The sequence below is a fragment of the Kitasatospora sp. cg17-2 genome, from assembly GCF_054031055.1.
Genome location: NZ_CM132923.1, coordinates 5,738,333 through 5,761,610, shown reverse-complemented (window position 1 = coordinate 5,761,610; position 23,278 = coordinate 5,738,333). Strand labels below are relative to the sequence as shown.

At 73.8% G+C, this 23,278-nt stretch carries 20 protein-coding genes and 2 tRNA genes; 5 read left to right on the top strand and 17 right to left on the bottom strand.

Translation table 11 applies throughout. The features are described from left to right. Nucleotides 1-43: 43 nt before the first annotated feature. A complete protein-coding gene (locus ACW14Y_RS24325; protein WP_380309750.1) occupies nt 44-586 on the top strand; it encodes an SUKH-3 domain-containing protein in 543 nt (180 codons plus the stop codon). Between the two features lie 16 nt (nt 587-602). Here ACW14Y_RS24325 and ACW14Y_RS24320 read toward each other — a convergent pair whose 3' ends face one another. Next, nucleotides 603-1,874, bottom strand: a complete 1,272-nt coding sequence (locus ACW14Y_RS24320; protein ID WP_380309737.1) for a histidine kinase — start codon at nt 1,872-1,874, stop codon at nt 603-605. 346 nt (nt 1,875-2,220) lie between these two features. On the opposite strand from ACW14Y_RS24320, the gene ppc reads away from it, so the two are divergent. Further along, nucleotides 2,221-5,019 (top strand): phosphoenolpyruvate carboxylase, encoded by a 2,799-nt coding sequence (ppc, locus tag ACW14Y_RS24315; protein WP_380309735.1) that lies wholly within the window; start codon nt 2,221-2,223, stop codon nt 5,017-5,019. Between the two features lie 69 nt (nt 5,020-5,088). Here ppc and ACW14Y_RS24310 read toward each other — a convergent pair whose 3' ends face one another. The 8 genes from ACW14Y_RS24310 to ACW14Y_RS24275 form a co-directional block, all read right to left on the bottom strand. Further along, nucleotides 5,089-6,051 (bottom strand): hypothetical protein, encoded by a 963-nt coding sequence (locus ACW14Y_RS24310; RefSeq protein ID WP_456983518.1) that lies wholly within the window; start codon nt 6,049-6,051, stop codon nt 5,089-5,091. After that, entirely contained in the window at nt 6,038-6,574 is a 537-nt protein-coding gene (locus tag ACW14Y_RS24305) for a SigE family RNA polymerase sigma factor (RefSeq protein WP_380309731.1), read from the bottom strand. The genes ACW14Y_RS24310 and ACW14Y_RS24305 overlap by 14 nt, the downstream gene beginning before the upstream one ends. A 134-nt stretch (nt 6,575-6,708) precedes the next feature. Beyond that, the gene (locus ACW14Y_RS24300; RefSeq protein WP_380309729.1) at nt 6,709-7,002 is read right to left on the bottom strand and encodes a hypothetical protein; all 294 of its coding nucleotides are present in this window, start codon (nt 7,000-7,002) and stop codon (nt 6,709-6,711) included. A 228-nt stretch (nt 7,003-7,230) separates the two neighbouring features. Then, the gene (gene pth / locus ACW14Y_RS24295; RefSeq protein ID WP_380309727.1) at nt 7,231-7,812 is read right to left on the bottom strand and encodes an aminoacyl-tRNA hydrolase; all 582 of its coding nucleotides are present in this window, start codon (nt 7,810-7,812) and stop codon (nt 7,231-7,233) included. Nucleotides 7,813-7,999: 187 nt separating this feature from the next. Continuing rightward, entirely contained in the window at nt 8,000-8,599 is a 600-nt protein-coding gene (locus ACW14Y_RS24290) for a 50S ribosomal protein L25/general stress protein Ctc (protein ID WP_380384821.1), read from the bottom strand. 283 nt (nt 8,600-8,882) lie between these two features. Continuing rightward, nucleotides 8,883-9,860 carry a ribose-phosphate diphosphokinase gene (locus ACW14Y_RS24285; RefSeq protein ID WP_045941401.1) on the bottom strand — a complete coding sequence of 326 codons (978 nt, stop codon included), beginning with the start codon at nt 9,858-9,860 and terminating at the stop codon, nt 8,883-8,885. A gap of 203 nt (nt 9,861-10,063) precedes the next feature. Beyond that, a complete protein-coding gene (glmU, locus tag ACW14Y_RS24280) occupies nt 10,064-11,533 on the bottom strand; it encodes a bifunctional UDP-N-acetylglucosamine diphosphorylase/glucosamine-1-phosphate N-acetyltransferase GlmU (protein ID WP_456983514.1) in 1,470 nt (489 codons plus the stop codon). 172 nt (nt 11,534-11,705) lie between these two features. Next, nucleotides 11,706-11,779, bottom strand: a tRNA-Gln gene (locus ACW14Y_RS24275). 245 nt (nt 11,780-12,024) lie between these two features. Between ACW14Y_RS24275 and ACW14Y_RS24270 the strand changes: the two genes are divergently transcribed. Both ACW14Y_RS24270 and ACW14Y_RS24265 read left to right on the top strand, forming a co-directional pair. Further along, the gene (locus tag ACW14Y_RS24270) at nt 12,025-13,074 is read left to right on the top strand and encodes an acyl-CoA desaturase (RefSeq protein ID WP_380384816.1); all 1,050 of its coding nucleotides are present in this window, start codon (nt 12,025-12,027) and stop codon (nt 13,072-13,074) included. Between the two features lie 173 nt (nt 13,075-13,247). Beyond that, the gene (locus ACW14Y_RS24265) at nt 13,248-13,850 is read left to right on the top strand and encodes a TetR/AcrR family transcriptional regulator (protein WP_030398041.1); all 603 of its coding nucleotides are present in this window, start codon (nt 13,248-13,250) and stop codon (nt 13,848-13,850) included. Nucleotides 13,851-13,931: 81 nt separating this feature from the next. Here the strand turns inward: ACW14Y_RS24265 and ACW14Y_RS24260 are convergent, their stop codons facing one another. Continuing rightward, on the bottom strand, nt 13,932-14,726 hold the full coding sequence (locus ACW14Y_RS24260) for a methyltransferase domain-containing protein (RefSeq protein ID WP_456983512.1): 795 nt from the start codon (nt 14,724-14,726) through the stop codon (nt 13,932-13,934). A gap of 109 nt (nt 14,727-14,835) precedes the next feature. Here ACW14Y_RS24260 and ACW14Y_RS24255 point away from each other — a divergent pair, with 109 nt between their 5' ends. After that, entirely contained in the window at nt 14,836-15,330 is a 495-nt protein-coding gene (locus ACW14Y_RS24255; RefSeq protein ID WP_030398043.1) for a MarR family winged helix-turn-helix transcriptional regulator, read from the top strand. Nucleotides 15,331-15,379: 49 nt separating this feature from the next. Here ACW14Y_RS24255 and ACW14Y_RS24250 read toward each other — a convergent pair whose 3' ends face one another. The 7 genes from ACW14Y_RS24250 to mycP all read right to left on the bottom strand — a co-directional run bounded on the left by ACW14Y_RS24250 (nt 15,380) and on the right by mycP (nt 23,213). Then, a complete protein-coding gene (locus ACW14Y_RS24250) occupies nt 15,380-17,011 on the bottom strand; it encodes a polysaccharide biosynthesis protein (RefSeq protein WP_380311778.1) in 1,632 nt (543 codons plus the stop codon). 64 nt (nt 17,012-17,075) lie between these two features. Then, entirely contained in the window at nt 17,076-18,113 is a 1,038-nt protein-coding gene (locus tag ACW14Y_RS24245; RefSeq protein ID WP_456983509.1) for a LuxR C-terminal-related transcriptional regulator, read from the bottom strand. A gap of 337 nt (nt 18,114-18,450) precedes the next feature. After that, nucleotides 18,451-19,413 (bottom strand): UDP-glucose 4-epimerase GalE, encoded by a 963-nt coding sequence (galE, locus tag ACW14Y_RS24240; RefSeq protein WP_340631454.1) that lies wholly within the window; start codon nt 19,411-19,413, stop codon nt 18,451-18,453. Nucleotides 19,414-19,529: 116 nt separating this feature from the next. Further along, nucleotides 19,530-20,198 (bottom strand): LuxR C-terminal-related transcriptional regulator, encoded by a 669-nt coding sequence (locus ACW14Y_RS24235; RefSeq protein ID WP_380306464.1) that lies wholly within the window; start codon nt 20,196-20,198, stop codon nt 19,530-19,532. Between the two features lie 170 nt (nt 20,199-20,368). Continuing rightward, nucleotides 20,369-20,441: transfer RNA gene (locus ACW14Y_RS24230), tRNA-Thr, on the bottom strand. Nucleotides 20,442-20,506: 65 nt separating this feature from the next. Beyond that, a complete protein-coding gene (locus ACW14Y_RS24225) occupies nt 20,507-21,841 on the bottom strand; it encodes an MFS transporter (protein WP_380306466.1) in 1,335 nt (444 codons plus the stop codon). Nucleotides 21,842-21,938: 97 nt separating this feature from the next. Beyond that, entirely contained in the window at nt 21,939-23,213 is a 1,275-nt protein-coding gene (gene mycP, locus ACW14Y_RS24220) for a type VII secretion-associated serine protease mycosin (protein WP_456983506.1), read from the bottom strand. Between the last annotated feature and the right edge of the window lie 65 nt (nt 23,214-23,278).

Sequence of the window (23,278 nt, the reverse complement as noted above, 5' to 3'; positions counted from 1 at the left end):
GGCGCGCCGACCGTCCCCCGTCCCCGAACCACCGGAGCCCGTCCTGAATCCGCCCAGCCCGCCCCCGCCGCCGGCCACCCTCGCCGCGCCCGCGCCGCGGACCCGTCCCCGTTTCCCGGCCGACGTCGCCGCCGAGCTGAAGGCGGCCGGCTGGCACCCCGGGCGCTGGCAGATCCGGCAGGCCGAGGAGTGGGCCGACACCCTGGCCGGCCACGGCGGCGCGACGGACGTCCCGCACGCGGTCTTCCCGGCGGCGGTGGAGGCCTGGGCCGAGTTCGGCGGCCTCGCCTTCGACCTGGCCGGGCCCGGCCGGCAGCTGGCCCGCACCCCGTTCCTGGTCGACCCGCTGTGCGGCCTGCACCAGCCCCGCACCCTGGCCGACCTGGGCCGCGCCCTGGACACCAGGATCGCCCCGCTGGGCGAGGAGGCGTACGGGCAGGCGCTGCTGGCGATCGACGAGGAGGGCCGGGTCTTCAGCCTGGACCACACCGGCGAGTGGTACCTCGGCGACAGCGTCGACCGGGCGATCTCCGCCCTGGTGCTGGGCACCGCCCCGGAACGGCTGCGCACCGCCGAGGACGCCTGACGGCCCGGAGAACGCGCTAGACCAGGCGGTCCTCGCGGACCGCCAGCCGGGACGGCAGGACCGCCTCCACCCGGAAGCCGCCGTCCCGCTCCGGCCCCGCCGAGAAGGTGCCCCCGAGCGCGACCACCCGCTCGCGCATCCCGACCAGCCCGTTGCCGCCGCTGGGCAGCGCGGCCGAGGCCCGCTCGCCGCCCGGGCAGGCGTTCACCACGCTGACCCGGACGCCGTTCGGCGCGTACGCGAGCAGCACCGACACCTGGGCCCCGCCCGCGTGCTTGTGCGCGTTGGTCAGTCCCTCCTGGACCACCCGGTAGGCGGTCTGCTCGGCCTCGCCGGTGAACTCCTGCCGGCTGCCGCTGACCGTCAGGGTGACGGCCATGCCGGCCGCCCGGGACTGGTCGACCAGCCGCGGCAGCGCGGTCAGCGAGTCCGGTTCGACCGCGCTCTCCTCGGACATCCGCAGCACGCCGAGGATCTCCCGCAGCTCGTTCAGCGCCTGCCGGCCGACCTCGCCCATCAGCTTGGCGCTCTGCGCCGCCCGGTCCGGGTCCTTGGCCACGATCCGCTCCAGCGCCCCGGCGTGCACCACCATCAGCGAGACCCGGTGCGCGACCACGTCGTGCATCTCCCGGGCGATCCGGGTGCGCTCCTCCAGCCGGGCCCGGCGGGCGCGCTCCCTGGCCTGCTCGGCCAGCAGGTCCAGCTCGGTCTCCAGGCCGTGCGCGCGGTCCTTCAGCGACTCGATCAGCCGCCGCCGGGCCCCGACGTAGAGGCCGGTCACCACCGGGGCCACGGTCGCGCCGGCGGCCACCAGCAGCGCCAGCACCAGCTGGCCCCAGAACGGCGGCTGCTCGATCGTCGGATCGCCGGGGTCGACCATCGAGAGCAGGATCACCCCGGCGGTCTCGGCGTAGGCGAGCGCGGAGAGCGCCACCACCCGGCGGCGGCGCGAGGGCCACTCCCAGGTCGCGGCCAGCGTGTACAGCGCCACCAGCAGCAGCACCATGCCGGGCACCCCGGGCATCACGATCAGCGCCACCACCACCGGCACGGCGGGCCAGCGCCGGCGGACCACCAGGCTGGCGCCGACCAGCGCGCCGAACAGCGCGATCCCGAGCTCGGCCGCCAGGTTGAGGTGGATCCGGCCGCCGATGTACGTGACCGAGCTGGCCGCGCACTCCAGCGCCGCCACGGCGGCGAGTCCGGCGTCCAGGAGGGCGCTGCGCCGCCTCGGCCACCACAAGAACGACGACCGGCCCCGCGCGCGCTCCCCAGGCGACTTGCTCATGCCCCACAGACTACGGCGCGCCCCTGCCCCGACCCCACCGGGTCGCGGCCGGACACGCCCCGCGACGGCTCCCCCGGCGCCGCGCCCGACCCTTCCCGGACTGTCGCCGGACCGCTCCCCCGACACCTCCCGGCCACCTTCACCCCGACCGCAAGTGGTCCAGACCACATACGGTCCCGGGGCATGGCTGTCCGCCATCCGGCCACTTCGCGGACAGCGCACCTCCCGACACCTATGCTGGTCGCGTCGGACAGCGCGGTCCGCACGCGTCACACCCGCCACACGCGGGACGCCCCTGTGACGATGAGCCGTTGCCGAACACCCCACCACCCCGAGGGAGCCAGCCGTGACCGCTCCGGTCCCCAGCCCGGCGGACAGCCCGACCCCCGTCGACGCCGACAACGCCGCGCTGCGCGCGGACATCCGTCGCCTCGGCGACCTGCTCGGCGAAACCCTGGTCCGCCAGGAAGGCCCCCAGCTGCTCGGCCTGGTCGAACAGGTCCGACTGCTCAGCCGCACCAACGGCGAGGCCACCGCCGAACTGCTCTCCGACATCGACCTGGACACCGCCGCCAAGCTGGTCCGGGCCTTCTCCACGTACTTCCACCTCGCCAACGTCACCGAGCAGGTGCACCGCGGCCGCGAGTTCGCCACCCGCCGCGCCCGCGAGGGCTCGCTGCTCGCGCAGACCGCCGACCAGCTGGCCGAGGCCGACCCCAAGCACCTCCGGGACACCCTGGCCCACCTCGCCGTCCGCCCGGTCTTCACCGCGCACCCGACCGAGGCGGCCCGCCGCAGCGTCCTCAACAAGCTCCGCCGGATCGGCGAGCTGCTCGACCGCATCCACCGCGAGGAACTCGCCGCCGGCCTCTCGCACGCCGACCCGGCCCGCACCTCCTCCGCCCGCCGCCAGGCCGACCGGCGCCTCGCCGAGGTGATCGACCTGCTGTGGCAGACCGACGAGCTGCGCATCGCCCGGCCCGAGCCCACCGACGAGGCCCGCAACGCCGTCTACTACCTGGACGAGCTCTACCGCGACGCCGTCCCGCAGGTCCTGGAGGAGCTCCAGGAGGAGCTCGCCCGGGTCGGCCTGGAGCTCCCCGAGGGCGTCCGCCCGCTGACCTTCGGCACCTGGATCGGCGGCGACCGCGACGGCAACCCCAACGTCACCCCGCAGGTCACCTGGGACGTCCTCAACCTCCAGCACGAGTACGGCATCAAGGACGCCCTCGCCGCGATCGACGACCTGCGCAGCACCCTCTCCACCTCGGAGCGGCTGGCCGGCGCCTCCCCCGAGCTGGTCGCCTCGCTCAACGCCGACCTCGCGCTGCTGCCCGAACTGAGCCCCCGCTACAAGCGGATGAACGCCGAGGAGCCGTACCGGCTCAAGGCCACCTGCATCCGGCTCAAGCTGGAGAACACCCGCGAGCGGCTGGCCGCCGGGACCCCGCACATCGCGGGCCGCGACTACCTCGGCACCCGTGAGCTCGTCGCCGACCTGCGGCTGATCCAGGACTCGCTGCGCGCCCACCGCGGCGGGCTGATCGCCGACGGCCGGCTCGCCCGCGCCATCCGCACCGTCGAGGCGTTCGGCCTGCAGCTCGCCACCATGGACGTCCGCGAGCACGCCGAGGCCCACCACCACGCGCTCGGCCAGCTCTTCGACCGGCTCGGCGAGGAGGCCTGGCGCTACGCCGACATGCCGCGCGAGTACCGCCAGCGGCTGCTCGCCAAGGAGCTGCGCTCGCGCCGCCCGCTCGCCCCCAGCCCGGCCCCGCTGGACCCCGCCGGCGCCAAGACCCTCGGCGTCTTCACCACCGTCCGCGAGGGCTTCGAACGGTTCGGCGACGAGATCGTCGAGTCCTACATCATCTCGATGTGCCAGGGCGCCGACGACGTCTTCGCCGCCACCGTGCTGGCCCGCGAGGCCGGCCTGATCGACCTGCACGCCGGGATCGCCAAGATCGGCATCGTGCCGCTGCTGGAGACCACCGACGAGCTCCAGCAGGCCGACCGGATCCTCGACGAGATGCTGTCCGACCCCTCCTACCGGCTGCTCGTCTCGCTGCGCGGCGACGTCCAGGAGGTCATGCTCGGCTACTCCGACTCCTCCAAGTTCGGCGGCATCACCACCTCCCAGTGGGAGATCCACCGCGCCCAGCGCCGGCTGCGCGACGTCGCCCACCGGTACGGCATCCGGCTGCGGCTCTTCCACGGCCGGGGCGGCACCGTCGGCCGCGGCGGCGGCCCCTCGCACGAGGCCATCCTGGCCCAGCCCTGGGGCACCCTGGAGGGCGAGATCAAGGTGACCGAGCAGGGCGAGGTCATCTCCGACAAGTACCTGCTGCCCTCGCTGGCCCGGGAGAACCTCGAACTCACCATCTCCGCCACGCTGGCCGCCTCCGCGCTGCACACCTCCCCGCGCCAGGCCCCCGAGGAGCTGGCCCGCTGGGACGCCGCGATGGACCGGGTCTCCGAGGCCGCGCACACCTCCTACCGGGCCCTGGTCGAGCAGGAGGACCTGCCGAAGTACTTCTTCGCCGCCACCCCGGTCGACCAGCTCGCCTCGCTGCACCTGGGCTCCCGCCCGTCCCGCCGCCCCGACTCGGGCGCCGGCCTGGACGGTCTGCGGGCCATCCCGTGGGTGTTCGGCTGGACCCAGTCCCGCCAGATCGTCCCCGGCTGGTACGGCGTCGGCGCCGGTCTGGCCGCCGCCCGCGAGGCGGGCCTGGGCGACGTGCTGGACGAGATGTACGGCCAGTGGCACTTCTTCCGCAACTTCCTCTCCAACGTCGCCATGACGCTGGCCAAGACGGACCTGCGGATCGCCCGCCACTACGTCGAGCAGCTGGTGCCCGCCGAGCTGCAGCACGTCTTCGAGCAGATCCAGGCCGAGCACGACCTCACCCTGCGCGAGGTCCTGCGGCTGACCGGGGAGAGCGAGCTGCTGGAGCACAACCCGGTGCTCAAGCAGACCTTCGCGGTCCGCGACGCCTACCTCGACCCGATCTCCTACCTGCAGGTCGCGCTGCTGCGCCGGCAGCGCGAGGAGACCGCCACCGGCCGCACGGAGGACCCGCTGCGCGCCCGCGCGCTGCTGCTGACCGTCAACGGCATCGCCGCCGGCCTGCGCAACACCGGCTGACCGGTCCCCCGGGACACCACAGGGCCCCGCGGCGCGTGCACACGCGCCGCGGGGCCCTCCCCGTGCCGGTCAGCCGACCGGCCGCACCTCGATGACCTCGGCGCCGTACCGGGCCACGATCTCGGCCCGGGCGACCTCGGCCTGGTCGGTGACCACGGACACGCCGGCGCCGTCCTCGGCGAGCCTGACCTCCCGGACGGTCACCCCCCTGGCCGCCCAGTAGTCCCGATCGGTCTCCCAGATCCGGGTCATCAGTTCCAGGTAGTGCCGGCGCGAGGCCGGCACGTCCGCGAAGCGGACGGTCACACCCAGGTGCGGCACCGCGGCCAGCACCTGCTGGTCGAGGTCGCCCCCGGGGACGCGCTGCACCCACAGTTCGTTCGTCAGGAGGTCGACGCAGGTCCCGAAGTACTGGTCCGGGTAGTTCGCCGCCGCGACCGTCCTGATTTCGGACTGCACGTCGACCGCGTGGCGGTTGGGCCGGCCCCCGCTGGTGCTCGACGAGGGATCCGGCGACCTGGTCGGCGGGGTGCTCCGAGGGGGCGGGGGCGACCAGTTCGAGGGGGTCGCCGTCATGTCCGCCCAGCGCACCAGGCGGAGCGAGGCCGGGCCCTCCGGACAGATCGACAACCCCCCCAGGTAGTCCGGTCCCGACGACGAGGGCGAGCCGGAGGTCGGCGGCCGCGACGGGCGGGACGGGAACGGCGACACGACTCCCGTCGCCGGCTTCGTCGTACCGCCTGCGGTCGGCAGCCGCCCCACCGGCCCCACCGCCCCGGTGCCGTCGGCCGGACCGCCGAACTGCGCCACCGTCCCGATCCCCAGCGCCAGCACCGCGGCCGCCGTGGCCGAGCGCACCACCAGCCGCCGCCGGGCCCGGCGGCGGCCGGCCCGCCGCAGCTCGGACAGCGGCGGGCCCCCGTCGACGTGGCCCGCCCGCGCCCCGAGCCGGACGACCAGCTCGTCCTCGAACCGGTCCCGCTCCGACGGGCCCCCGGCTCCCGGTTCCCTGCCCGTGTCATCGGCCGTCATGACCCACCATCTCCTTCACCGGTGCCAGCTCCTGCCGAAGCGTCTTCATCGCCCGTGCCAGATGCGTCTTGGCCGTCGCCGGGGAGCAGCCGAGCTCCTCGGCCACCTGGGCCACCGACAGGTCGGCGTAGTACCGGAGCACCACCGCCGCGCGCTGACGGGGCGGCAGTGACCGCAGGGCGGCGTCGAGTTCCTCGTCGCGCGGGTCCACCTCGACCGCCGGGGCGTCCGGCAGCAGGGGGGTCAGCACCTCCCTGCGGGTCCGCCGCCACCGCGACACATGGGTGCGGACCATCGTCCGGCGGACGTAGCCCTCGACCGCGCCCGGGTCGCGGATCGCCCCGCGCCGCACGTACACCCGGGACAGGGCGTCGTGCAGCAGGTCCCGGGCGTCGTGGATGTCCCCGGTGATCAGGAACGCGCCGCGGAGCAGGGCCTGGTACCGCGCCGAGACGAACTCGTCGAACGCGTCCGGCCGGGTGCCCTCGGCGGGGCCCCCCGACCGCATCGATTCCCGCTTCATGCCACCAGGACGCACGGCGGGACGGAAACGGGTGACACGGTCCGCGGAAAAAGCCGGAGGGGCCGGGATCCGGTCGTCCCGGCTCCCGGCCCCCCCGGACCGCGTCCCACGTCAGGTGTCCTGCTCAGCGCGTCCTACTGCTCCCCGGCCTCGCCCGCGCGGTGGCGCCGGACCCACAGGGCCGCGCCGCCGGCCACCACGACCAGGCCGCCGCCGACGGCCAGCAGGCCCGCGTCACCGCCGACCGAGCTGCCGAGCACGGGGCCGAGATCGAGGTCCAGGTCGAGCTGCGCCGAGACCGGCTCCGGGGACACCACACCCGGTCCGGGTTCGGACACCGGGTCGGCGTGGGCCGGACCGGCCCCGCCCAGCAGCACCCCGGCGGCGCCGAGCGCCCCCGCGGTGCCCAGCGCACCGGCCTTGCCCACCCGCCGTCCGAGCTTCCTCAGCCGTACCACCCGGATCCGCCGAAACCGCCGGACCGGCCGCAAACTCCGCATCGAGAACTCCCCAGACCCCGTTCGCGTACTGTCCCGACGCTATCCGATGCGTACCGACTTCTCACACCTGTTCAGGTTTGGACGGCCAGAAGTTGCACGACTGTTGTGCGGCCCGACCACCGCCGGCCCCCCGGCGAACGGATCCGTGACCCCGGCTCAGGAGTTGTACGTCGACTGGGCCCGCTCCAGCCCCTCCGTCAGCAGCGCCTCCACGGCGTCCGCCGAGCGGTCCACGAACCAGTCCAGCTCCTTGCGCTCGGTGCTGGAGAAGTCCTTGAGCACGAAGTCGGCGACCTCCATCCGGCCCGGCGGCCGGCCGATCCCGCACCGCACCCGGTGGTAGTCGGGGCCGAGGGACTTGGTGATCGACTTCAGCCCGTTGTGGCCGTTGTCACCGCCGCCGGTCTTCAGCCGCAGGGCCGCGTAGTCGATGTCCAGCTCGTCGTGGACGGCGACCAGCGCGGAGGCCGGCGCCTTGTAGAAGTCGCGCAGCGCGGTGACCGGGCCGCCCGAGAGGTTCATGAACGTCATCGGCTTGGCCAGGACCACGCGCCGGCCCGCCAGCCGGCCCTCGGCGACCTGGGCCCGGCTCTTGTGGGCCTTGAACCTGGCGCCGATCCGCTCGGCCAGCAGGTCGACCACCATGAAGCCGATGTTGTGCCGGTTCCGGGCGTACTGCTCCCCGGGGTTGCCCAGGCCCACCACCAGCCAGGGGCCTTCGTACGATTCGTCGCTCATGCGCCCGTTCCGCTCCGCTCGGCGAGGGCATCCGCCCGCGCGCACCTCTCGACCGTCCGCTCGCCGCGCCCGCTCACCGGACCGCCGCTCCTCGTGGTCATGTTCACCGCCATCATCCCGGACACGCCGCTGCCCCGGCCGCTCCAGAGGAGCGGCCGGGGCAGCGGTACCAAGCTGTGCGGGAGGCTCAGGCCTCGGCGCCGGCCTCGGCGGCCTCGGCGGCCTCGGCGTCGGCGTCGGCCTGCGAGGCCTGGGCGCCGATGACCTGCAGCACGACGGCGTCGGCCTCGACGGCCAGCGTGGTGCCCTTGGGCAGCGCGATGTCACCGGCGGTGATCGAGGCACCGGCCTCCAGGCCCTCGACCGAGACGGTCACGGACTCGGGCAGGTGGGTGGCCTCGGCCTCGATCGGGAGGGCCTGCAGGACGTGCTCCAGCAGGTTGCCGCCCGGGGCCAGCTCGCCCTCGGTGTGGACCGGGATCTCGACGGTGACCTTCTCGCCGCGCTTGACCAGCAGCAGGTCGACGTGCTCGATGGTGCGCTTGATGGCCTCGCGCTGGACGGCCTTCGGCAGCACGTACTCGTCCTTGCCCTCGATCGGCACGACCAGCAGGGCGTTCGGGGTCTTCAGGGCCATCATCAGCTCGTGGCCGGGCAGGTTCAGGTGAACCGGCGCGTGGCCGTGGCCGTAGACGACACCGGGGACGAAGCCGGCGCGGCGGGCGCGACGGGCGGCACCCTTGCCGAACTCGTTGCGGGACTCGGCGGCAAGGCGGATCTCGGACACGACTGCACTCCTCGTGAAAAGCTGGCGCGGGGGTGCAGGCAACGCGAAAAACCGCCGGGACCACACCCTCATAACGGGGGTCACTCGGCGGCGCAACGACTCTGTCGGAAGCCCGGGTCACCGGAGCCGACAGCGCGTCGATCACGGATCGCGCCCCCGCGAAGCGGGCGCACGGCATCCCTCGCCGAGCAGTTTCACGAGTCTAACCGCTACCTCGGCCTCTCGCGAAATCGGCGGCGCCCCCGGCCCCGAGGGGACCGGGGGCGCCGCCCTGGGGCCTGGATCAGTGCACGCCCTCGAAGAGGCTCGTGACCGAACCCTCCTCGAACACCTCGCGGATCGCGGCCGCGATGGACGGGGCGATCGACAGCGTGGTGATCTTGTCCAGCTGCAGCGAGGCCGGGGTCGGCAGGGTGTTGGTGAACACGAACTCGCTGACCCGGGAGTTCTTCAGCCGGTCCGCGGCCGGGCCGGAGAGCACCCCGTGGGTGGCGGCGACCAGGACGTCCGCGGCGCCGTTCTCGAACAGCGCGTCGGCGGCGGCGCAGATCGTGCCGGCGGTGTCGATCATGTCGTCCACCAGGACGCAGACCCGGTCCTGGACGTCACCGACGACCTCGGCCGACAGGATGGTGTTGGCCTGGGTGATGTCCCGGCGCTTGTGGATGATCGCCAGCGGGGCGTCCAGCCGGTCGCACCACTGGTCGGCCACCTTCACCCGGCCGGCGTCCGGCGAGACCACGGTGAGCTTGGCGCGGTCGACCCGCTCGCCCACGTAGTCGGCCAGCAGCGGCAGCGCGAACAGGTGGTCCACCGGACCCTCGAAGAAGCCCTGGATCTGCGCGGTGTGCAGGTCCACGGCCATCAGCCGGTCGGCGCCGGCCTGGCGCAGCAGGTCGGCGACCAGCCGGGCCGAGATGGGCTCGCGGCCCAGGTGCTTCTTGTCCTGACGGGCGTACCCGTAGAACGGCAGGATCGCGGTGATGCTCCGGGCGGAGGCCCGCTTCAGAGCATCGATCATGATCAACTGCTCCATGATCCACTGGTTGATCGGAGCCGTGTGACTCTGCATCACGAAGCAGTCGGCGCCACGCGCCGACTCCAGGAAGCGGACGTAGATCTCACCATTGGCGAAGTCGAGGGCCTTGGTCGGAACCAGTTCGGTCCCCAGCGACGCGGCCACCTCCCTCGCCAGCTCCGGGTGGGCACGGCCGGAGAAGAGCTTCAGTTTCTTCTCGCCCGACGTCGTGATCCCGCTCACTGCCACCGTCTCCTCGCGTTGCTGACACCGGTCCCGACCGCACCCAGGGCAGGCTTCCGCCAGCCGGCGAGTGGGGTCGGGGGAATGGTCGGTACGCCGGGACAGGGGCGGTAGGCCCTATGGCGCACGTATGACCCCAAGGTTACGCGCCCGCGCCCGAACCGTCCGCCCCGGGACCGTCCGCCGGCCCACCGCCCCTCCGCTCAGCCCTCCGCGGGGACCTCGGCGGCGGTCTCCGCCGCCGCCGCGGCGGCCTGCGCGGACGTGGTCCCGGGGCGCTTGCGCTCGACCCAGCCGGCGATGTTCCGCTGCTGCGCCCGGCTCACCCCGAGGCTGCCGGCCGGCACGTCGTTCGTGATCACCGAACCGGCCGCGGTGTAGGCGCCGTCGCCGATCGTCACCGGGGCGATGAACATGTTGTCGGAGCCGGTCCGGCAGTGCGCCCCGATCACCGTGCGGTGCTTGTTGACGCCGTCGTAGTTGACGGTGACCGAGGCCGCGCCGACGTTGGTGCCCTCGCCGATGGTCGCGTCGCCGATGTAGGAGAGGTGCGGCACCTTGGCGCCCTCGCCCAGCTCCGAGTTCTTCACCTCGACATAGGTGCCGACCTTGGCCTTGCGGGCCAGCCGGGCCCCCGGGCGCAGGTAGGCGTAGGGGCCGGCGGTGGCGAGCTCGCCGACCTCGGCACCGTCCGCGGTGGTGTTGCTCACACGGGCGCCGGCGCCGATCCGGGTGTCCTTGAGGGTGGAGTTCGGGCCCACCTCGGAGCCCTCGCCCAGGTGGGTCGTGCCCTGCAGCTGGGTGTTGGGCAGTACCACGGCGTCCGGCTCGTAGGAGACCTGGACGTCGAACCAGGTGGTCGCCGGGTCCACCACGGTCACGCCGGCCCGCATCGCCCGCTCCAGCAGCCGGTCGTTCAGCAGCCGGCGGGCGTGCGCCAGCTGCACCCGGTCGTTGATGCCGAGGATGTCCCGATAGTCGGCGGCGACCACCGCGCCCACCCGGTGGCCGGCCCGGCGCAGGATCTCCAGGGTGTCGGTCAGGTACTCCTCGCCCTGCGCGTTGTCCGTGGTGACCTCGGCGAGCGCGTCCACCAGCAGCTTGGCGTCGAAGGCGAAGACCCCGGAGTTGATCTCGTCGATCGCCCGCTGGGCGTCCGAGGCGTCCTTCTCCTCGACGATCGCGGCGACCGCGCCGTCCGCCTCGTCGCGCAGGATCCGGCCGTAGCCGAACGGCTCCGGAACCACGGCGGTGAGCACGGTGACGCCGTTGCCCTGCTCCGCGTGCGCCCCGGCCAGGGCGCGCAGCGTCCCGCCGGTCAGCAGCGGGGCGTCCCCGGTGGTGACGATCACGGTGCCGTCGAGCTCGATCCCGTCGGCCGCCAGCGCCTCCAGGGCGGTGCGCACGGCGTGCCCGGTGCCGTTCTGCTCGGCCTGGACCACCGCCCGGGCCGCCGGGTGATGCGCCGCCAGGTGCTCGGCGACCTTCTCCCGCATGTGCCCGATCACCACGACCAGCTGCCCGGGCGTCAACTCCTCCGCCGCCGCGACCGCGTGGCCGACCAGCGACCGCCCGCACACCTCGTGCAGCACCTTCGGCAGACGGTTCGACTTCATCCTGGTCCCGCCACCGGCGGCGAGCACGACAACGGCGGCAGGCGAATTGGCACTCACGGGGGGAGGCTCCTCATTCGGTTACACGGGGAGGGCAGAGCAGCCGGGGACGGGACCCGCACGTCGGCGACCCGGCGGCTTCGAGGATAGTGCGCGGAGGATCTCCGGCCCCCCGGCCCCGGGAGTCGTCACGGAGCCGCCACGAACCGGGCCGGGCCGACCGGCCCGCAGATGGCTCCCGGAGGAGGATTCGAACCCCCATAAGCTGGACCAAAACCAGCTGTCCTGCCCTTAGACGATCCGGGACCGGCGCATCCGCTCCCGTCATCGGGGGGCGCGCTGCGCCAAGACTACGGGGTATGGGCCGTCACATCTACCTCCTCGCGGCTCTCCCCCGGGGGCCCTCCCGCGCGCGGGAGGTCATCCATCCAGTCGGGTGAATTCACTCAAGCGCCGCCCGGCGGCGTATTCCCTCGGCGGCGGCGAACAACCTACGATTCCGTAGGTTACGCACACGTAGCCTCCGTCCTCTCCCCCTTCAAGGGACACCCATGACCATCCAGGCCGGCGAGGCGCACGCCGATTCCGCGCGCCCCCTCGATACCTCACCCCCCGGACCCGACACCCCCGACCGCTCCGCCCCGGCCGCACCCGCCGCCGCGGGCGCTCCGGTCGGCGGCACCGACCCGCAGCTGCTCTCCGCCACCCGCGGCGGGGAGCAGCAGGGCGCCGCCGAGCGGATCGCGCTGGGGCTGTTCATCGCCGTGCCCTTCGCCGCCCTGGTCGCCGCCGTCCCGGTGGCCTGGGGGTGGGGCCTCGGATGGACCGATCTCGCGATCGCCACCGTCATGTACTTCCTCACCTGCCACGGCATCACCGTCGGCTACCACCGCTACTTCACCCACGGCGCCTTCAAGGCCAACCGGCCGGTGCGGCTCGCGCTCGCGGTGGCCGGCTCGCTGGCGATCGAGGGCCCGCTGGTGCGCTGGGTGGCGGACCACCGCAAGCACCACCGGTACAGCGACAAGGACGGCGACCCGCACTCGCCCTGGCGCTACGGCGAGACCGTCCCCGCCCTGCTCAAGGGCCTGTGGTGGGCGCACATGGGCTGGCTCTTCGACGAGGAGCAGACCCCGCAGCTCAAGTACGCGCCCGACCTGATCGACGACCCGGCCATAAGGCGGATCTCCCGGCTGTTCTGGCTCTGGACCACCGTCTCGATGCTGCTGCCGCCGCTGGTCGGCGGTCTGGTGACGCTCTCCTGGCAGGGGGCGCTGTCCGCCTTCTTCTGGGGTTCGCTGGTCCGGGTGGCGCTGCTGCACCACGTCACCTGGTCGATCAACTCGATCTGCCACGCGCTGGGCAGCCGGCCGTTCCGCTCCCGGGACCGCTCCGGGAACGTCTGGTGGCTGGCCGTGCTCTCCTGCGGCGAGTCCTGGCACAACCTGCACCACGCCGACCCCACCTCGGCCCGGCACGGCGTCCTGCGCGGTCAGATCGACTCCTCGGCCCGGCTGATCCGCTGGTTCGAGCTGGCGGGCTGGGTCCGGGACGTCCGCTGGCCGGACGCGCAGCGGATCGCCGCCCGCCGCGCCGCATGAGGGCGCACCTGCAGCATGATGTAGGGGTGAACGGGAGCAGCGCAGACAGCACAGGCGGCCACCGGAGCACGCGGACGGACGCCGCGCCCGACCCGGCGCAGGGCCGTCCGCGTGCCACCGCCGGGGCGGACGGCGCTGCGTCGACGCCGCGCCGGCGGGGCGGCCGGGTGCGGATGACCGGCAAGCAGCGCCGGGAGCAGCTGCTGGAGATCGGCCGCACGGTGTTCGCCGAGCGCGGCTACGACGGCACCTCGGTGGAGGAGATCGCCGAGCGGGCCGGGGTGTCCAAGCCGGTGGTGTACGAGCACTTCGGCGGCAAGGAGGGGCTGTACGCCGTGGTCGTCGACCGCGAGATGCAGCTGCTGCTGGACATGGTGACGGGGGCGCTGACCGGGGGGCACTCGCGCGAGCTGCTGGAGCAGGCGGCGTTCGCGCTGATGGACTACATCGACACCTCGACGGACGGCTTCCGGATCCTGGTCCGGGACTCCCCGGTCGCCCAGTCGACGGGCACCTTCGCCTCCCTGATCAGCGACATCGCCACCCAGGTCGAGGACATCCTGGGCCTGGAGTTCAAGGCCCGGGGCTTCGACGCGCGGCTGGCCCCGATGTACTCGCAGATGCTGGTGGGCATGGTCGCGCTGACCGGCCAGTGGTGGCTGGAGGTGCGCAAGCCGGACAAGGCCGAGGTGGCCGCCCATCTGGTGAACCTGGCCTGGCACGGCCTGGAGGGGATGGAGCGGCACCCCAAGCTGGTCGGCGACCGCAAGGCCTGAGGCCCCGCGCCGGGGCCGCCCGGGGCCAGGCCCGCCGGACCCCGCTCCACCCCCGCGGTCAGGCCCGCTCCACCCCTGCGGTCAGGCCCGCTTCACCCCGACGGCGAAGATCCGCCGGAACGGGAAGACCGTGCCGTGCGGCCCGGCCGGGTAGGCCGCGCGCAGCAGCGCCCCGTACTCGGCGAGGAACGCGGACCGTTCGTCCTCGTCGGTGAGCCGGGTGAGGACCGGGCGCAGGGCGGTGCCCTTGACCCACTCCAGCACCGGGTCCGGCCCGGTGAGCAGGGTGCTGTAGGTGGTCTCCCAGACGTCGGCGGCGCAACCGGCCCGGGTGAGCGCGTCCAGGTAGACGCCGGGCTCGTGGACGCCGGCCCGGGTGGCGTCCGCCCCGAGCGGTCCGCGCCAGCGGGGGGACCGGCGCAGCTCGGCGAGGGCCAGGTGGCTGGGGGCGTCGAAGTTGCCGGGCACCTGGAAGGCGATCACCCCGCCGGCCCGGAGCGCCCCGGCCCAGCGCGGCAGCAGCCCGAGGTGCCCGGGGATCCACTGGAGCGTCGCGTTGGAGACGATCGCGTCGGGCGCCGCCCCGGCCGGGTCGTAGTCGCCCGCGTCGGCGAGCAGGTAGTCGGCGCTGGGTTCGCCCCCGCCGCGGGCGGCGGCGAGCATCTCGGCGGAGTTGTCGATCCCGGTGATCCCGGCCCCGGGCCAGCGTTCGCGCAGCACGGCGGTGGAGTTGCCGGGCCCGCACCCGATGTCCAGGACGGTGGCGGCCGGTTCGTTCGGGAGGGCGGGGACCCGGGCGAGCAGATCGCGCAGCGGGCGGGTCCGTTCGTTGGCGAAGCGCAGGTACTGTCGCGGGTCCCAGACGGGGGAAGTCATGATCGGCCTCGCAAGTATCTCGACATCAAGATATACGGCCAGCTTTCAGCCTGGATTTCTCGATGTCAAGAGACTTCACATCGACACAACCCCCGATACACTGATCGTCATGGAGGACGAGGTCGATCGGCTGGTCGCGGCATGGCGCAGAGAGCGCCCCGACCTCGACGTGGAACCGCTCGAAGTGCTCAGCCGGGTCAGCCGGCTCGCCCGCCACCTCGACCGCGCCCGCCGCACCGCCTTCGCCGAGCACGGGCTGGAGCCCTGGGAGTTCGACGTCCTGACCGCCCTGCGCCGGGCCGGCTCCCCGTACCAGCTCTCCCCCGGCCAGCTGCTCACCCAGACCCTGGTCACCTCCGGCACCATGACCAACCGGATCGACCGGCTCACCGGCAAGGGCCTGGTCAAGCGGCTGCCCGACCCGGACGACCGGCGCGGCGTCCTGGTCCGCCTCACCGACGACGGGCGCGACCGCGCCGACCAGGCCCTCGCCGGGCTGCTCGCCCACGAGCGCGAGCTGCTCGCCCAGCTGACCTCCACCCAGCAGGGCGAGCTCGCCGGACTGCTCAGGCAGCTGGTCGCCCCCTTCGACAACATCCCCTGAGCGAGCGGCCCCGCCCCGGCCGGAAGGCGTCCGGCCGGAGCCCGTCCGGTCAGAAACCGTCCGGGTAGGGCGTGCTGAGCGCCGGCACCGGGGCGGGCGCGGGCTCCGGCGTCCGGTAGCCCGGCAGCAGCTCGGCCAGCCGGCGGCGCACCTCGTCGTCGCTGTTCACCGCCGCCGCCCCGTACAGCCCGGTCAGCCCGCCGGCGAGGTCCTCCGGCCCGCCCGCGGTGTCCGCGACGGTCGCGTAGATCCGGGCGTGCTCGGTCGCCAGCCGCTCCTCGTCCTCCGAGAACAGCGCCTCGTTGAGCTTCTCCCCGGCCCGCAGCCCGGTGTAGCGGATCTCCACCTCGTCCCGGGCCAGCTGCACCTGCTCGGCGAAGTTGTGCACCAGGTCGACGATCCGCACCGGCTCGCCCATGTCGAGTACGAACACCTCGCCGCCGCGCGCCATCCGGCCGGACTCCAGCACCAGGCCGACCGCCTCCTCGATGGTCATGAAGAAGCGGGTGACATCGGGGTGGGTGACGGTCACCGGCCCGCCGCTGCGGAACTGTTCGGCCAGGACCGAGAGCAGCGAGCCGCGCGAACCCAGCACATTGCCGAACCGCACCGCGGAGAACACCCCGGTGCCCAGGTTGCGGGCGTCCCTGGCGTTGGCCTGGACGATCAGCTCGGCCAGCCGCTTGCTGGCGCCGAGCACCGAGGTCGGGTCGGCCGCCTTGTCGGTGGAGATCAGCACGAACCGCTCGACGCCGGTGGCCAGCGCGGCCTCCACCAGGTGGTCGGTGCCGAGCACATTGGACTTCACCGCCTCGCTGGGGTGGCGCTCCAGCAGCGGCAGGTGCTTGTGGGCGGCGGCGTGGAAGACCACCTCGGGCTTCAGGTCCCGGAAGATCTGCTGGATCCGCGGCCGGTCCCGGATGTCGGCGATCACCAGCGACTCGTCGGTGAGCAGCGCCTCGCCCCAGATCTCCAGCTGGAGCCGGTGCAGATTGGACTCGTCGTGGTCCAGCATGTAGAGCGCGCTCGGGTTGAACGCGTGCACCTGGCGGCAGAGTTCACTGCCGATCGAGCCGCCCGCGCCGGTCACCAGCACCCGTCGGCCCTCGATCACGTCCCGGACGTCGGCGGAGACCACATGGACCTCGTGCCGGCCGATCAGCCGGTTGACGTCCAGGCTGCGCATGTCCGAGCCGACCACCTCGCGGCGCAGCGCGGCCAGGAAGGACGGCAGGTAGCGGACCGCCGCCCCGGCCGCCGCGGCGGCGGTGGCCAGCGCCCGGACCCGCTGCGGGGCGAGCCCGGGGATCGCCAGCGCCACCACCTGGGCGCGGTGCTCGACCGCGAGCGCGGTCAGATCGGCGAGCGTGCCGAGGACCGGCACGGTGTCCACCGACTGCCCGGCCTTGGCCGGGTCGTCGTCCAGCAGGCCGATCGGGTCGAGGCCGAACTCGGGGGCCCGGCCGAGGTCGCGCACCAGCGCGGTCCCGGCCGCCCCGGCGCCGACCACCAGGGTGCGCATCCCCGTCGGCAGCGCGGCGCGGCCGACGGCCGCCGGGGACGGCGCGCCCTCCGGCGACTCCGGGCCCGCGCCCGCGGCGGCGTTCGCGTGCTGGTCCGAGCTCTCGTCGGCGCCCTGCGGCGTCGGGTGCGGGCGTGCGGAAGTACTGTGCGGCGACATCTGTCCTCCGGAATTCCCTGACCTGACGGAGCCGAACCGGTGTGCTGAGGTGAGGACGGGCGGATCAGCCGGGGCCGGGAGAGGTGGTCGTGGCGACGGACGGCGGGACAGCGGGAGCCGCGAGCTCGGACGGGCTGACGCCCGCCCGGCGGGCCACCGCTACGGCGGCCAGGGTGGAGTGCACCCCGAGCTTGCCGAGGACGTTCTGCATGTGCGTACGGACGGTGTGCGGGGAGAGGTAGAGCCGCTCGGCGACGGCCTGCCGGCCGAGGCCCGCGACCATGCAGCGCAGGATCTGCTTCTCCCGCGGGGTGAGGGTGTCGACCAGCCGTTCGCTCTCGGTGCGGTCCCGGCGGGCGGTGGTGAGTTCGCGGATCACGCCGGTCAGCAGCGCGGGCGGCAGATGGGTCTCGTCCCGCAGGACGCCCCTGATCACCGCCAGCAGCCGGGCCAGCGAACTCTCCTTGGCCACCCAGCCGGTGGCGCCCGCGTGCAGGGCGCGGGCGGCCCGGTGCGGATCGTCGGCGGTGGCCAGGACGATCGCCCGCAGGCCGGGGTGCTGGCGCCGGAGCCGGGCCAGCAGGGTGATGCCGTCGGGAATCTGGCCGACGGCCGGAGCGACCGAGGGGACCGCCGGGGCGGTCACCGGGATCACCGGTGCCGTCGGATGCGGTTCCGCCGCGAGCGGGCCGACCGGATGAGCGGCCGGACGACGGTCGGTCGGAAAACGGCCGGCGGTCCCGGGCGGACCCGAGGCCCCGGGCGGGAGGGCCGTCGCGGGCGGTCCGGCGGCCTGGGCCACCGGCGGTCGGCGGGGCGAGGGCACCGTCGCCGGTGGTCGGCGGCGGAGTGCCTCCGGCGGGTCGGCGCCCGGCTGGCGGGGCTTGCGGGCGGCCGCGGCCTCCGCCACCCCGAGGTCGGCGTCGACCAGGACCACGTCGAACACCCGCCCCTCGGTGGCGGCACGCTCCAGCGCCCGCTCCGCGGCGGCCGCGCTGCCCGCCGCGCCGACCTCGACATCGGGCTCGGCGGCGAGCGCCGCGGCCAGCGCCTCGGCGAAGATCCGGTGGTCGTCGACCACCAGGACGCGGATCCGCCCCATCGTCACTTCCCCCCTGCTCAGCTCCGGCCCGCGTCCGGTACGGCGCGCCGGTCCCGCCGCCGCCGTCCGGGCGCTCCTGCGCCGCTCACCTCCCGGGTGCCCGGAAGGGCCGAGGTGCCGACCCCCACCGGTACCGGAATCAGCGTACGGGGTGGGCGCGGGCTCGGTGGGGGTTTGGTGAAGTTTCGTCAGGAGGTGCGAAATTGGCGTGACTTGGTGCTCGGCGCGGCCTCCTGGCACGGTGCCCCGCCGACTCCGGGCACCCCGGCGGAAACGCCGGAGCGCCGCCCCCTCGCCGTACGGGAGGGAGCGGCGCCCGGGGCGTGTCGCCCGTGCCTCAGCCGGCGTTCTTCTCCAGGGTGAACTTCCAGGCGTCGGCGACGATGTCGTCCAGGTTCGGGCGGCGCGGGGTCCAGCCGAGGGCCTGGTGGGCGCGCTCGGCGGAGGCGACCAGGACCGCCGGGTCGCCGGCGCGGCGGCCGGAGACCACCACCGGGATCTCGCGGCCGGTGACGCGCTTGACCGACTCGATCACCTCGTGGACCGAGAAGCCGCTGCCGTTGCCCAGGTTGCAGATCAGGTGCTCGCCCGGCTTCGCCGCGTCCAGGGCCAGCAGGTGCGCGTCGGCCAGGTCCGCGACGTGGATGTAGTCGCGGATGCAGGTGCCGTCCGGGGTCGGGTAGTCGTCGCCGTACACCGCGATGTGCTCGCGCTGCCCGAGCGCGGCCTGGAAGACCAGCGGGATCAGGTGCGACTCCGGGTCGTGGCGCTCGCCGTAGGCGCCGTACGCGCCGGCCACGTTGAAGTAGCGCAGCGAGACGGCGGCCAGGCCATGGGCGACGGCCTCGCTCGTGATCAGGTGGTCCACGGCCAGCTTGGTGGCGCCGTAGGTGTTGGTCGGCGCGGTGCGGGCGGTCTCGGCGATCGGCACCGACTCCGGCTCCCCGTAGGTGGCGGCGGTGGAGGAGAACACCAGCTTGCGCACCCCTGCCGCGCGCATCGCGGAGACCAGCTCCAGCGAACCGGCCACGTTGTTGCGCCAGTACTTCTCCGGGTCCACGACCGACTCGCCGACCTGCGAGGAGGCCGCGAAGTGCAGCACGCCGTCGAAGGACCCGTCCAGGACCCGGCCCGCCTCCTGGATCCGGCCCTCGACGAACTCGGCACCGGCCGGCACGCCCTCCCGGAAACCGGTCGAGAGGTCGTCCAGGACGGTCACCTGGTGCCCCGCCTCCAGCAGGTGGGCGGCGACCACACTGCCGACATAGCCGGCGCCACCCGTGACCAGGTACTTACTCATGATGAGACCTCCAGCGGGCGATGGTCCGCGGTCGGCGGACCATCGGGGACGTTCGTACGACTGGGGCCCATTCTCCCTGTCCACCGGGGGTGCTCGGACCATCGAACGGCCGTCCGTCAACCGCGCGCCATCCGGTCCAGCAGACCGGTGCGCGCCGCCACCGCCGCCGCCTCCAGCCGGGTCCGCGCGCCGAGCTTCATCAGCACCCGCTGGACGTGCGTCCGGGCCGTGCTCGCCGCGATCCGCATCCCCGCCGCGATCGCCGCGGTGTCCTCGCCGTCCGCGATCCGCGCCAGCACCTGCACCTCGCGCCGGGTGAGCAGCCGCAGCAGCCGGACCGCCTCGTCGTCCGGTTCCGCCGCCGGCCTCAGCAACTGGTCGAACGCGCCCCGCAGCACCTCCACCGCGACCGCCGCCTCACCGGCCCGGGCCCGCGCGATCGCCCGCTCGACCACCTCGATCCGCTCGTCGCTCGGCACGTACCCGGCCGCACCGGAGGCGAACGCCGCTGCCACGCCCCGGAGTTCACCCACCGGGCCGAGCACGATGACAGCCACCTCGGGCCGCTCCCGGCGGATCCTGCGCAAGCCGTCGAACGCCCCCGGGTCGGCCGGCGCGGCCACCCCCAGCAGACAGACCTCCGGACGCCGTCCCGCCACCAGATCGGCCGCCGACGCGGCCGGCGAACCCACCGCGAGCACCCGGTGGCCCCGCAGCTGGAGCGCGGTGGCCAGCGCCTCGGCCAACAACCGGTGGTCGTCGACCACCACGAGGCGAACACCCATGAGACCCCTCCAGGTCGGCGTCCCGCCCGCAGCCCCGCCCGGCGGGACCGGGCGGCCGGTGACGCACCATCACAGCGCATTCCGTACCCGACTTGCCAGACCGTCTCACCGCCACCACCGGGCGAGCACAACGAAAAGGACCCCCGCCTAGATGGCGGGGGTCCTGACCGAGCCCCCATGCGGAATCGAACCGCAGACCTTCTCCTTACCATGGAGACGCTCTACCGACTGAGCTATAGGGGCCTGTTGCTTGTCCGAACTCCCCGGCTTCGCTTCCGCTCCGCCCGCTCGCTCGAACAAGGAAGACATTACACGGCAGGGGGGCGGAATGGGAAATCGGTCCCGGCGGTCCGCGCGACCGGCCCGGACACCGCCGAGAGGTCCCTCCCGCAGGTCTCCGGCAGCAGCCGCAGGCACAGCAGCGCCACCACCCCGCACCCCGCCAGGTACCAGCCGACCGGCTCCGCCGTCCCGTACGTCCCGGTCAGCCTGGTCGCGATCAACGGCGTGGTCGCCCCGCCCACCACCCCGCCCAGGTTGTAGGTCAGCGCCGCCCCCGTGTACCGCACCCGGGTCGGGAACAGCTCCGGCAGGAACGCCGCCAACGGCCCCAGCAGACAGCCCAGTACCACCATCGCCCCCGCCAGCGCGAGGAACATCAGCCCGCGCCGCTCCGTCTCCAGCAGCGGGAACAGCACCAGCGACCACGCCACCGCCAGCCCCGTCGCCCCCTGCAGCGTCCGCCTGCGCCCCCAGGCGTCACTGCGCCGCGCGCTCAGCCACACCGTCACGCCCTTCCCCACCGCGCCGGCCAGCAGCATCGACAGCACCACCGTGCTCGGCACCCCGAGCCCCGTCGTCGCGTACGCCAGCGAGTACGTCGTGGTCAGGTAGAACAGCGCGTACCCCACGGTGATCGCGCCGCAGCCCAGCAGCACCGTCCGCCAGTGCCCCCGCAGCACCTCCACCACCGGCGCCCGCTCGGCTCCCGTCCGCACCTCGCCCCGGAACAGCGGCGTCTCCTCCAGCCGCAGCCGCACGAACAGCCCCACCGCCACCAGCCCCAGCGACGCCAGGAACGGCACCCGCCAGCCCCAGGACCTGAACGCCGCCTGGTCCAGCCAGAGTTGCAGCACCAGGAAGATCCCGTTGGCCAGCACGAACCCGGTCGTCGGCCCCAACTGCAGATACGCGCCGTACCGCCCCCGCCGCCCGGCCGGCGCGTTCTCCGCCACCAGCAGCGCCGCCCCGCCCCACTCCCCGCCCAGCCCCAGCCCCTGACACACCCGCAGCACCACCAGCGCCACCGGCGCCCACCACCCCCACGTGGCGAACCCCGGCAGCACGCCCACCACCGCCGTGGACAGCCCCATCAGCAGCAGCGACACCACCAGCGTGGCCTTGCGCCCCAGCCGGTCCCCGAAGTGCCCGAACACCACCGCCCCGAGCGGCCGCGCCAGGAACGCCACCGCGTACACCGAGAACGCCGCCAACAGCGCACCCACCGTGCCCAGTTCGGGAAAGAAGACTTCCCCGAAGACGAGCGCGGCCGCCGTCCCGTAGATGAAGAAGTCGTAGAACTCGATCGCCGTACCGATCAGCGCCGCCGCAGCGGCCCGCCGCATCTGCCCCGTCGCACCCATACCCCCAACCCTGGCGACCCCGCCCCACCCCCGACAGCGCCCACCCGGGTGACACCCGCGCCCCGCCCCGCACCCCACGCCCCCCGGCGCCGCCCGCTCACCGCGTGTGCGGGGCGCCCCGACGTCGCAGCAGCAGCACCACGACACCGGCGACCAGCACCAGCCCCCCGACCACGGCGGCCACCAGGACCAGGGGCGAGCCCTTGTCCTCCTGCGCCGCCACCGGCGCGGCGGAGGCGGAGGGCGGCGGGGTGGGCGCGGGCTGCGCTGCCGAAGCCTCGGCCGACGGCGAGGCGGGTGCCGAGGGCGTCGGCGCCGACGGGGCCGCGCTGGCCGAGGGCTCGACCAGCGGGCTCACATCGGCGGGACCCGGGTCCCCCGGTGTCGTCAGCGCGACCCGAGGACGAACGATCCCGTAGCCGATGAAGTCCGTTCGGTTCGAACCGTCCTTCGGCTTCCCCGCCGTTCCGATCAGCACCCTGGTGATCTGATTCGGCGCCCAGTCGGGGTGAGCGGCCCAGAGCAGCGCCGCCGACGCCGAGACGAGCGCGGTCGCATCGGATGTCCCGTGCTTCTTGCAGTAGCCGGACTCGGCGACACACGACGTGTAGATGTCCACTCCGGGAGCCGCGATGTCGATCTGCGGGCCGTGCTCGGACTCGTCGGTGGCCGTTCCGGCCCGGTCGGCCGCAGCTACCGCGACGATGCTCGGCAGTGCGGCGGGATACAGGGCGGGGTTTCCTTCCTGCCCACTGTTTCCAGCACCCGCGACAACCAGCGACCCCTTGCCGTTGGCATACTGCACGGACTTCTCGAGTTCGGCGATGTCCCCCGCGGAGACCCCGGAGGAACCGGCGACCGAGGAGACATTGATGACCTTCGCCCCCTGGTCCGCCGCATACGTGATTCCCTGGCTCACTTGCTTGAGGTAGCCGGATGCATCGATCGGCTGCGCCGGGTCGTCGTTGATATTGATCTTGATCGGGAGAACCTTGGCACCCGGCGCCAGGCCGTACGCGCCCTTCCCGCCAAGGCCCTTTCCGGATCCCGCGATCAGGCCGACGATCCCCGTGCCGTGGCCACTCCTGTCGACACCGATCCCACCGGGCAGTCCGCTCAGGTCCTTGCCGGGCAGCAGTTGACCGACGAGGTCCGGATGATCGAGCCGGAAGCCGCCGTCGACCACCGCCACGGTGATCCCCTGGCCCTTGCTCGTCTGCCAGATCTCGGGCGCCTTCATGGTGTCCAGGTGCCACTGCTGCTCGCGGATCGAGTCAACAGCGAGCGCCGGGCCCACGGCCGGCCCGGCGACGATCCCGCCCGCCACCATCGCCGCGGCGAATCCCCGCGCCCGTACGTTCGTCCGCCGCATCGCTGCTCCCTCGTCACTTTCCCCATCGAGCCGGGACCGCGCCCCGCGCAGGACTGCCCGGCCAC

Coding starts and splice junctions, on each gene's coding strand:
- ACW14Y_RS24250 (WP_380311778.1), bottom strand. CDS start 17,011: ATGTCGCCGCACAGTACTTCCGCACGCCCGCACCCGACGCCGCAGGGC.
- ACW14Y_RS24320 (WP_380309737.1), bottom strand. CDS start 1,874: ATGAGCAAGTCGCCTGGGGAGCGCGCGCGGGGCCGGTCGTCGTTCTTG.
- ACW14Y_RS24225 (WP_380306466.1), bottom strand. CDS start 21,841: ATGGGTGCGACGGGGCAGATGCGGCGGGCCGCTGCGGCGGCGCTGATC.
- ACW14Y_RS24265 (WP_030398041.1), top strand. CDS start 13,248: ATGACCGGCAAGCAGCGCCGGGAGCAGCTGCTGGAGATCGGCCGCACG.
- ACW14Y_RS24270 (WP_380384816.1), top strand. CDS start 12,025: ATGACCATCCAGGCCGGCGAGGCGCACGCCGATTCCGCGCGCCCCCTC.
- mycP (WP_456983506.1), bottom strand. CDS start 23,213: ATGCGGCGGACGAACGTACGGGCGCGGGGATTCGCCGCGGCGATGGTG.
- pth (WP_380309727.1), bottom strand. CDS start 7,812: ATGAGCGACGAATCGTACGAAGGCCCCTGGCTGGTGGTGGGCCTGGGC.
- ACW14Y_RS24245 (WP_456983509.1), bottom strand. CDS start 18,113: ATGGGGCGGATCCGCGTCCTGGTGGTCGACGACCACCGGATCTTCGCC.
- galE (WP_340631454.1), bottom strand. CDS start 19,413: ATGAGTAAGTACCTGGTCACGGGTGGCGCCGGCTATGTCGGCAGTGTG.
- ACW14Y_RS24235 (WP_380306464.1), bottom strand. CDS start 20,198: ATGGGTGTTCGCCTCGTGGTGGTCGACGACCACCGGTTGTTGGCCGAG.
- ACW14Y_RS24310 (WP_456983518.1), bottom strand. CDS start 6,051: ATGACGGCCGATGACACGGGCAGGGAACCGGGAGCCGGGGGCCCGTCG.
- ACW14Y_RS24260 (WP_456983512.1), bottom strand. CDS start 14,726: ATGACTTCCCCCGTCTGGGACCCGCGACAGTACCTGCGCTTCGCCAAC.
- ACW14Y_RS24305 (WP_380309731.1), bottom strand. CDS start 6,574: ATGAAGCGGGAATCGATGCGGTCGGGGGGCCCCGCCGAGGGCACCCGG.
- ACW14Y_RS24255 (WP_030398043.1), top strand. CDS start 14,836: ATGGAGGACGAGGTCGATCGGCTGGTCGCGGCATGGCGCAGAGAGCGC.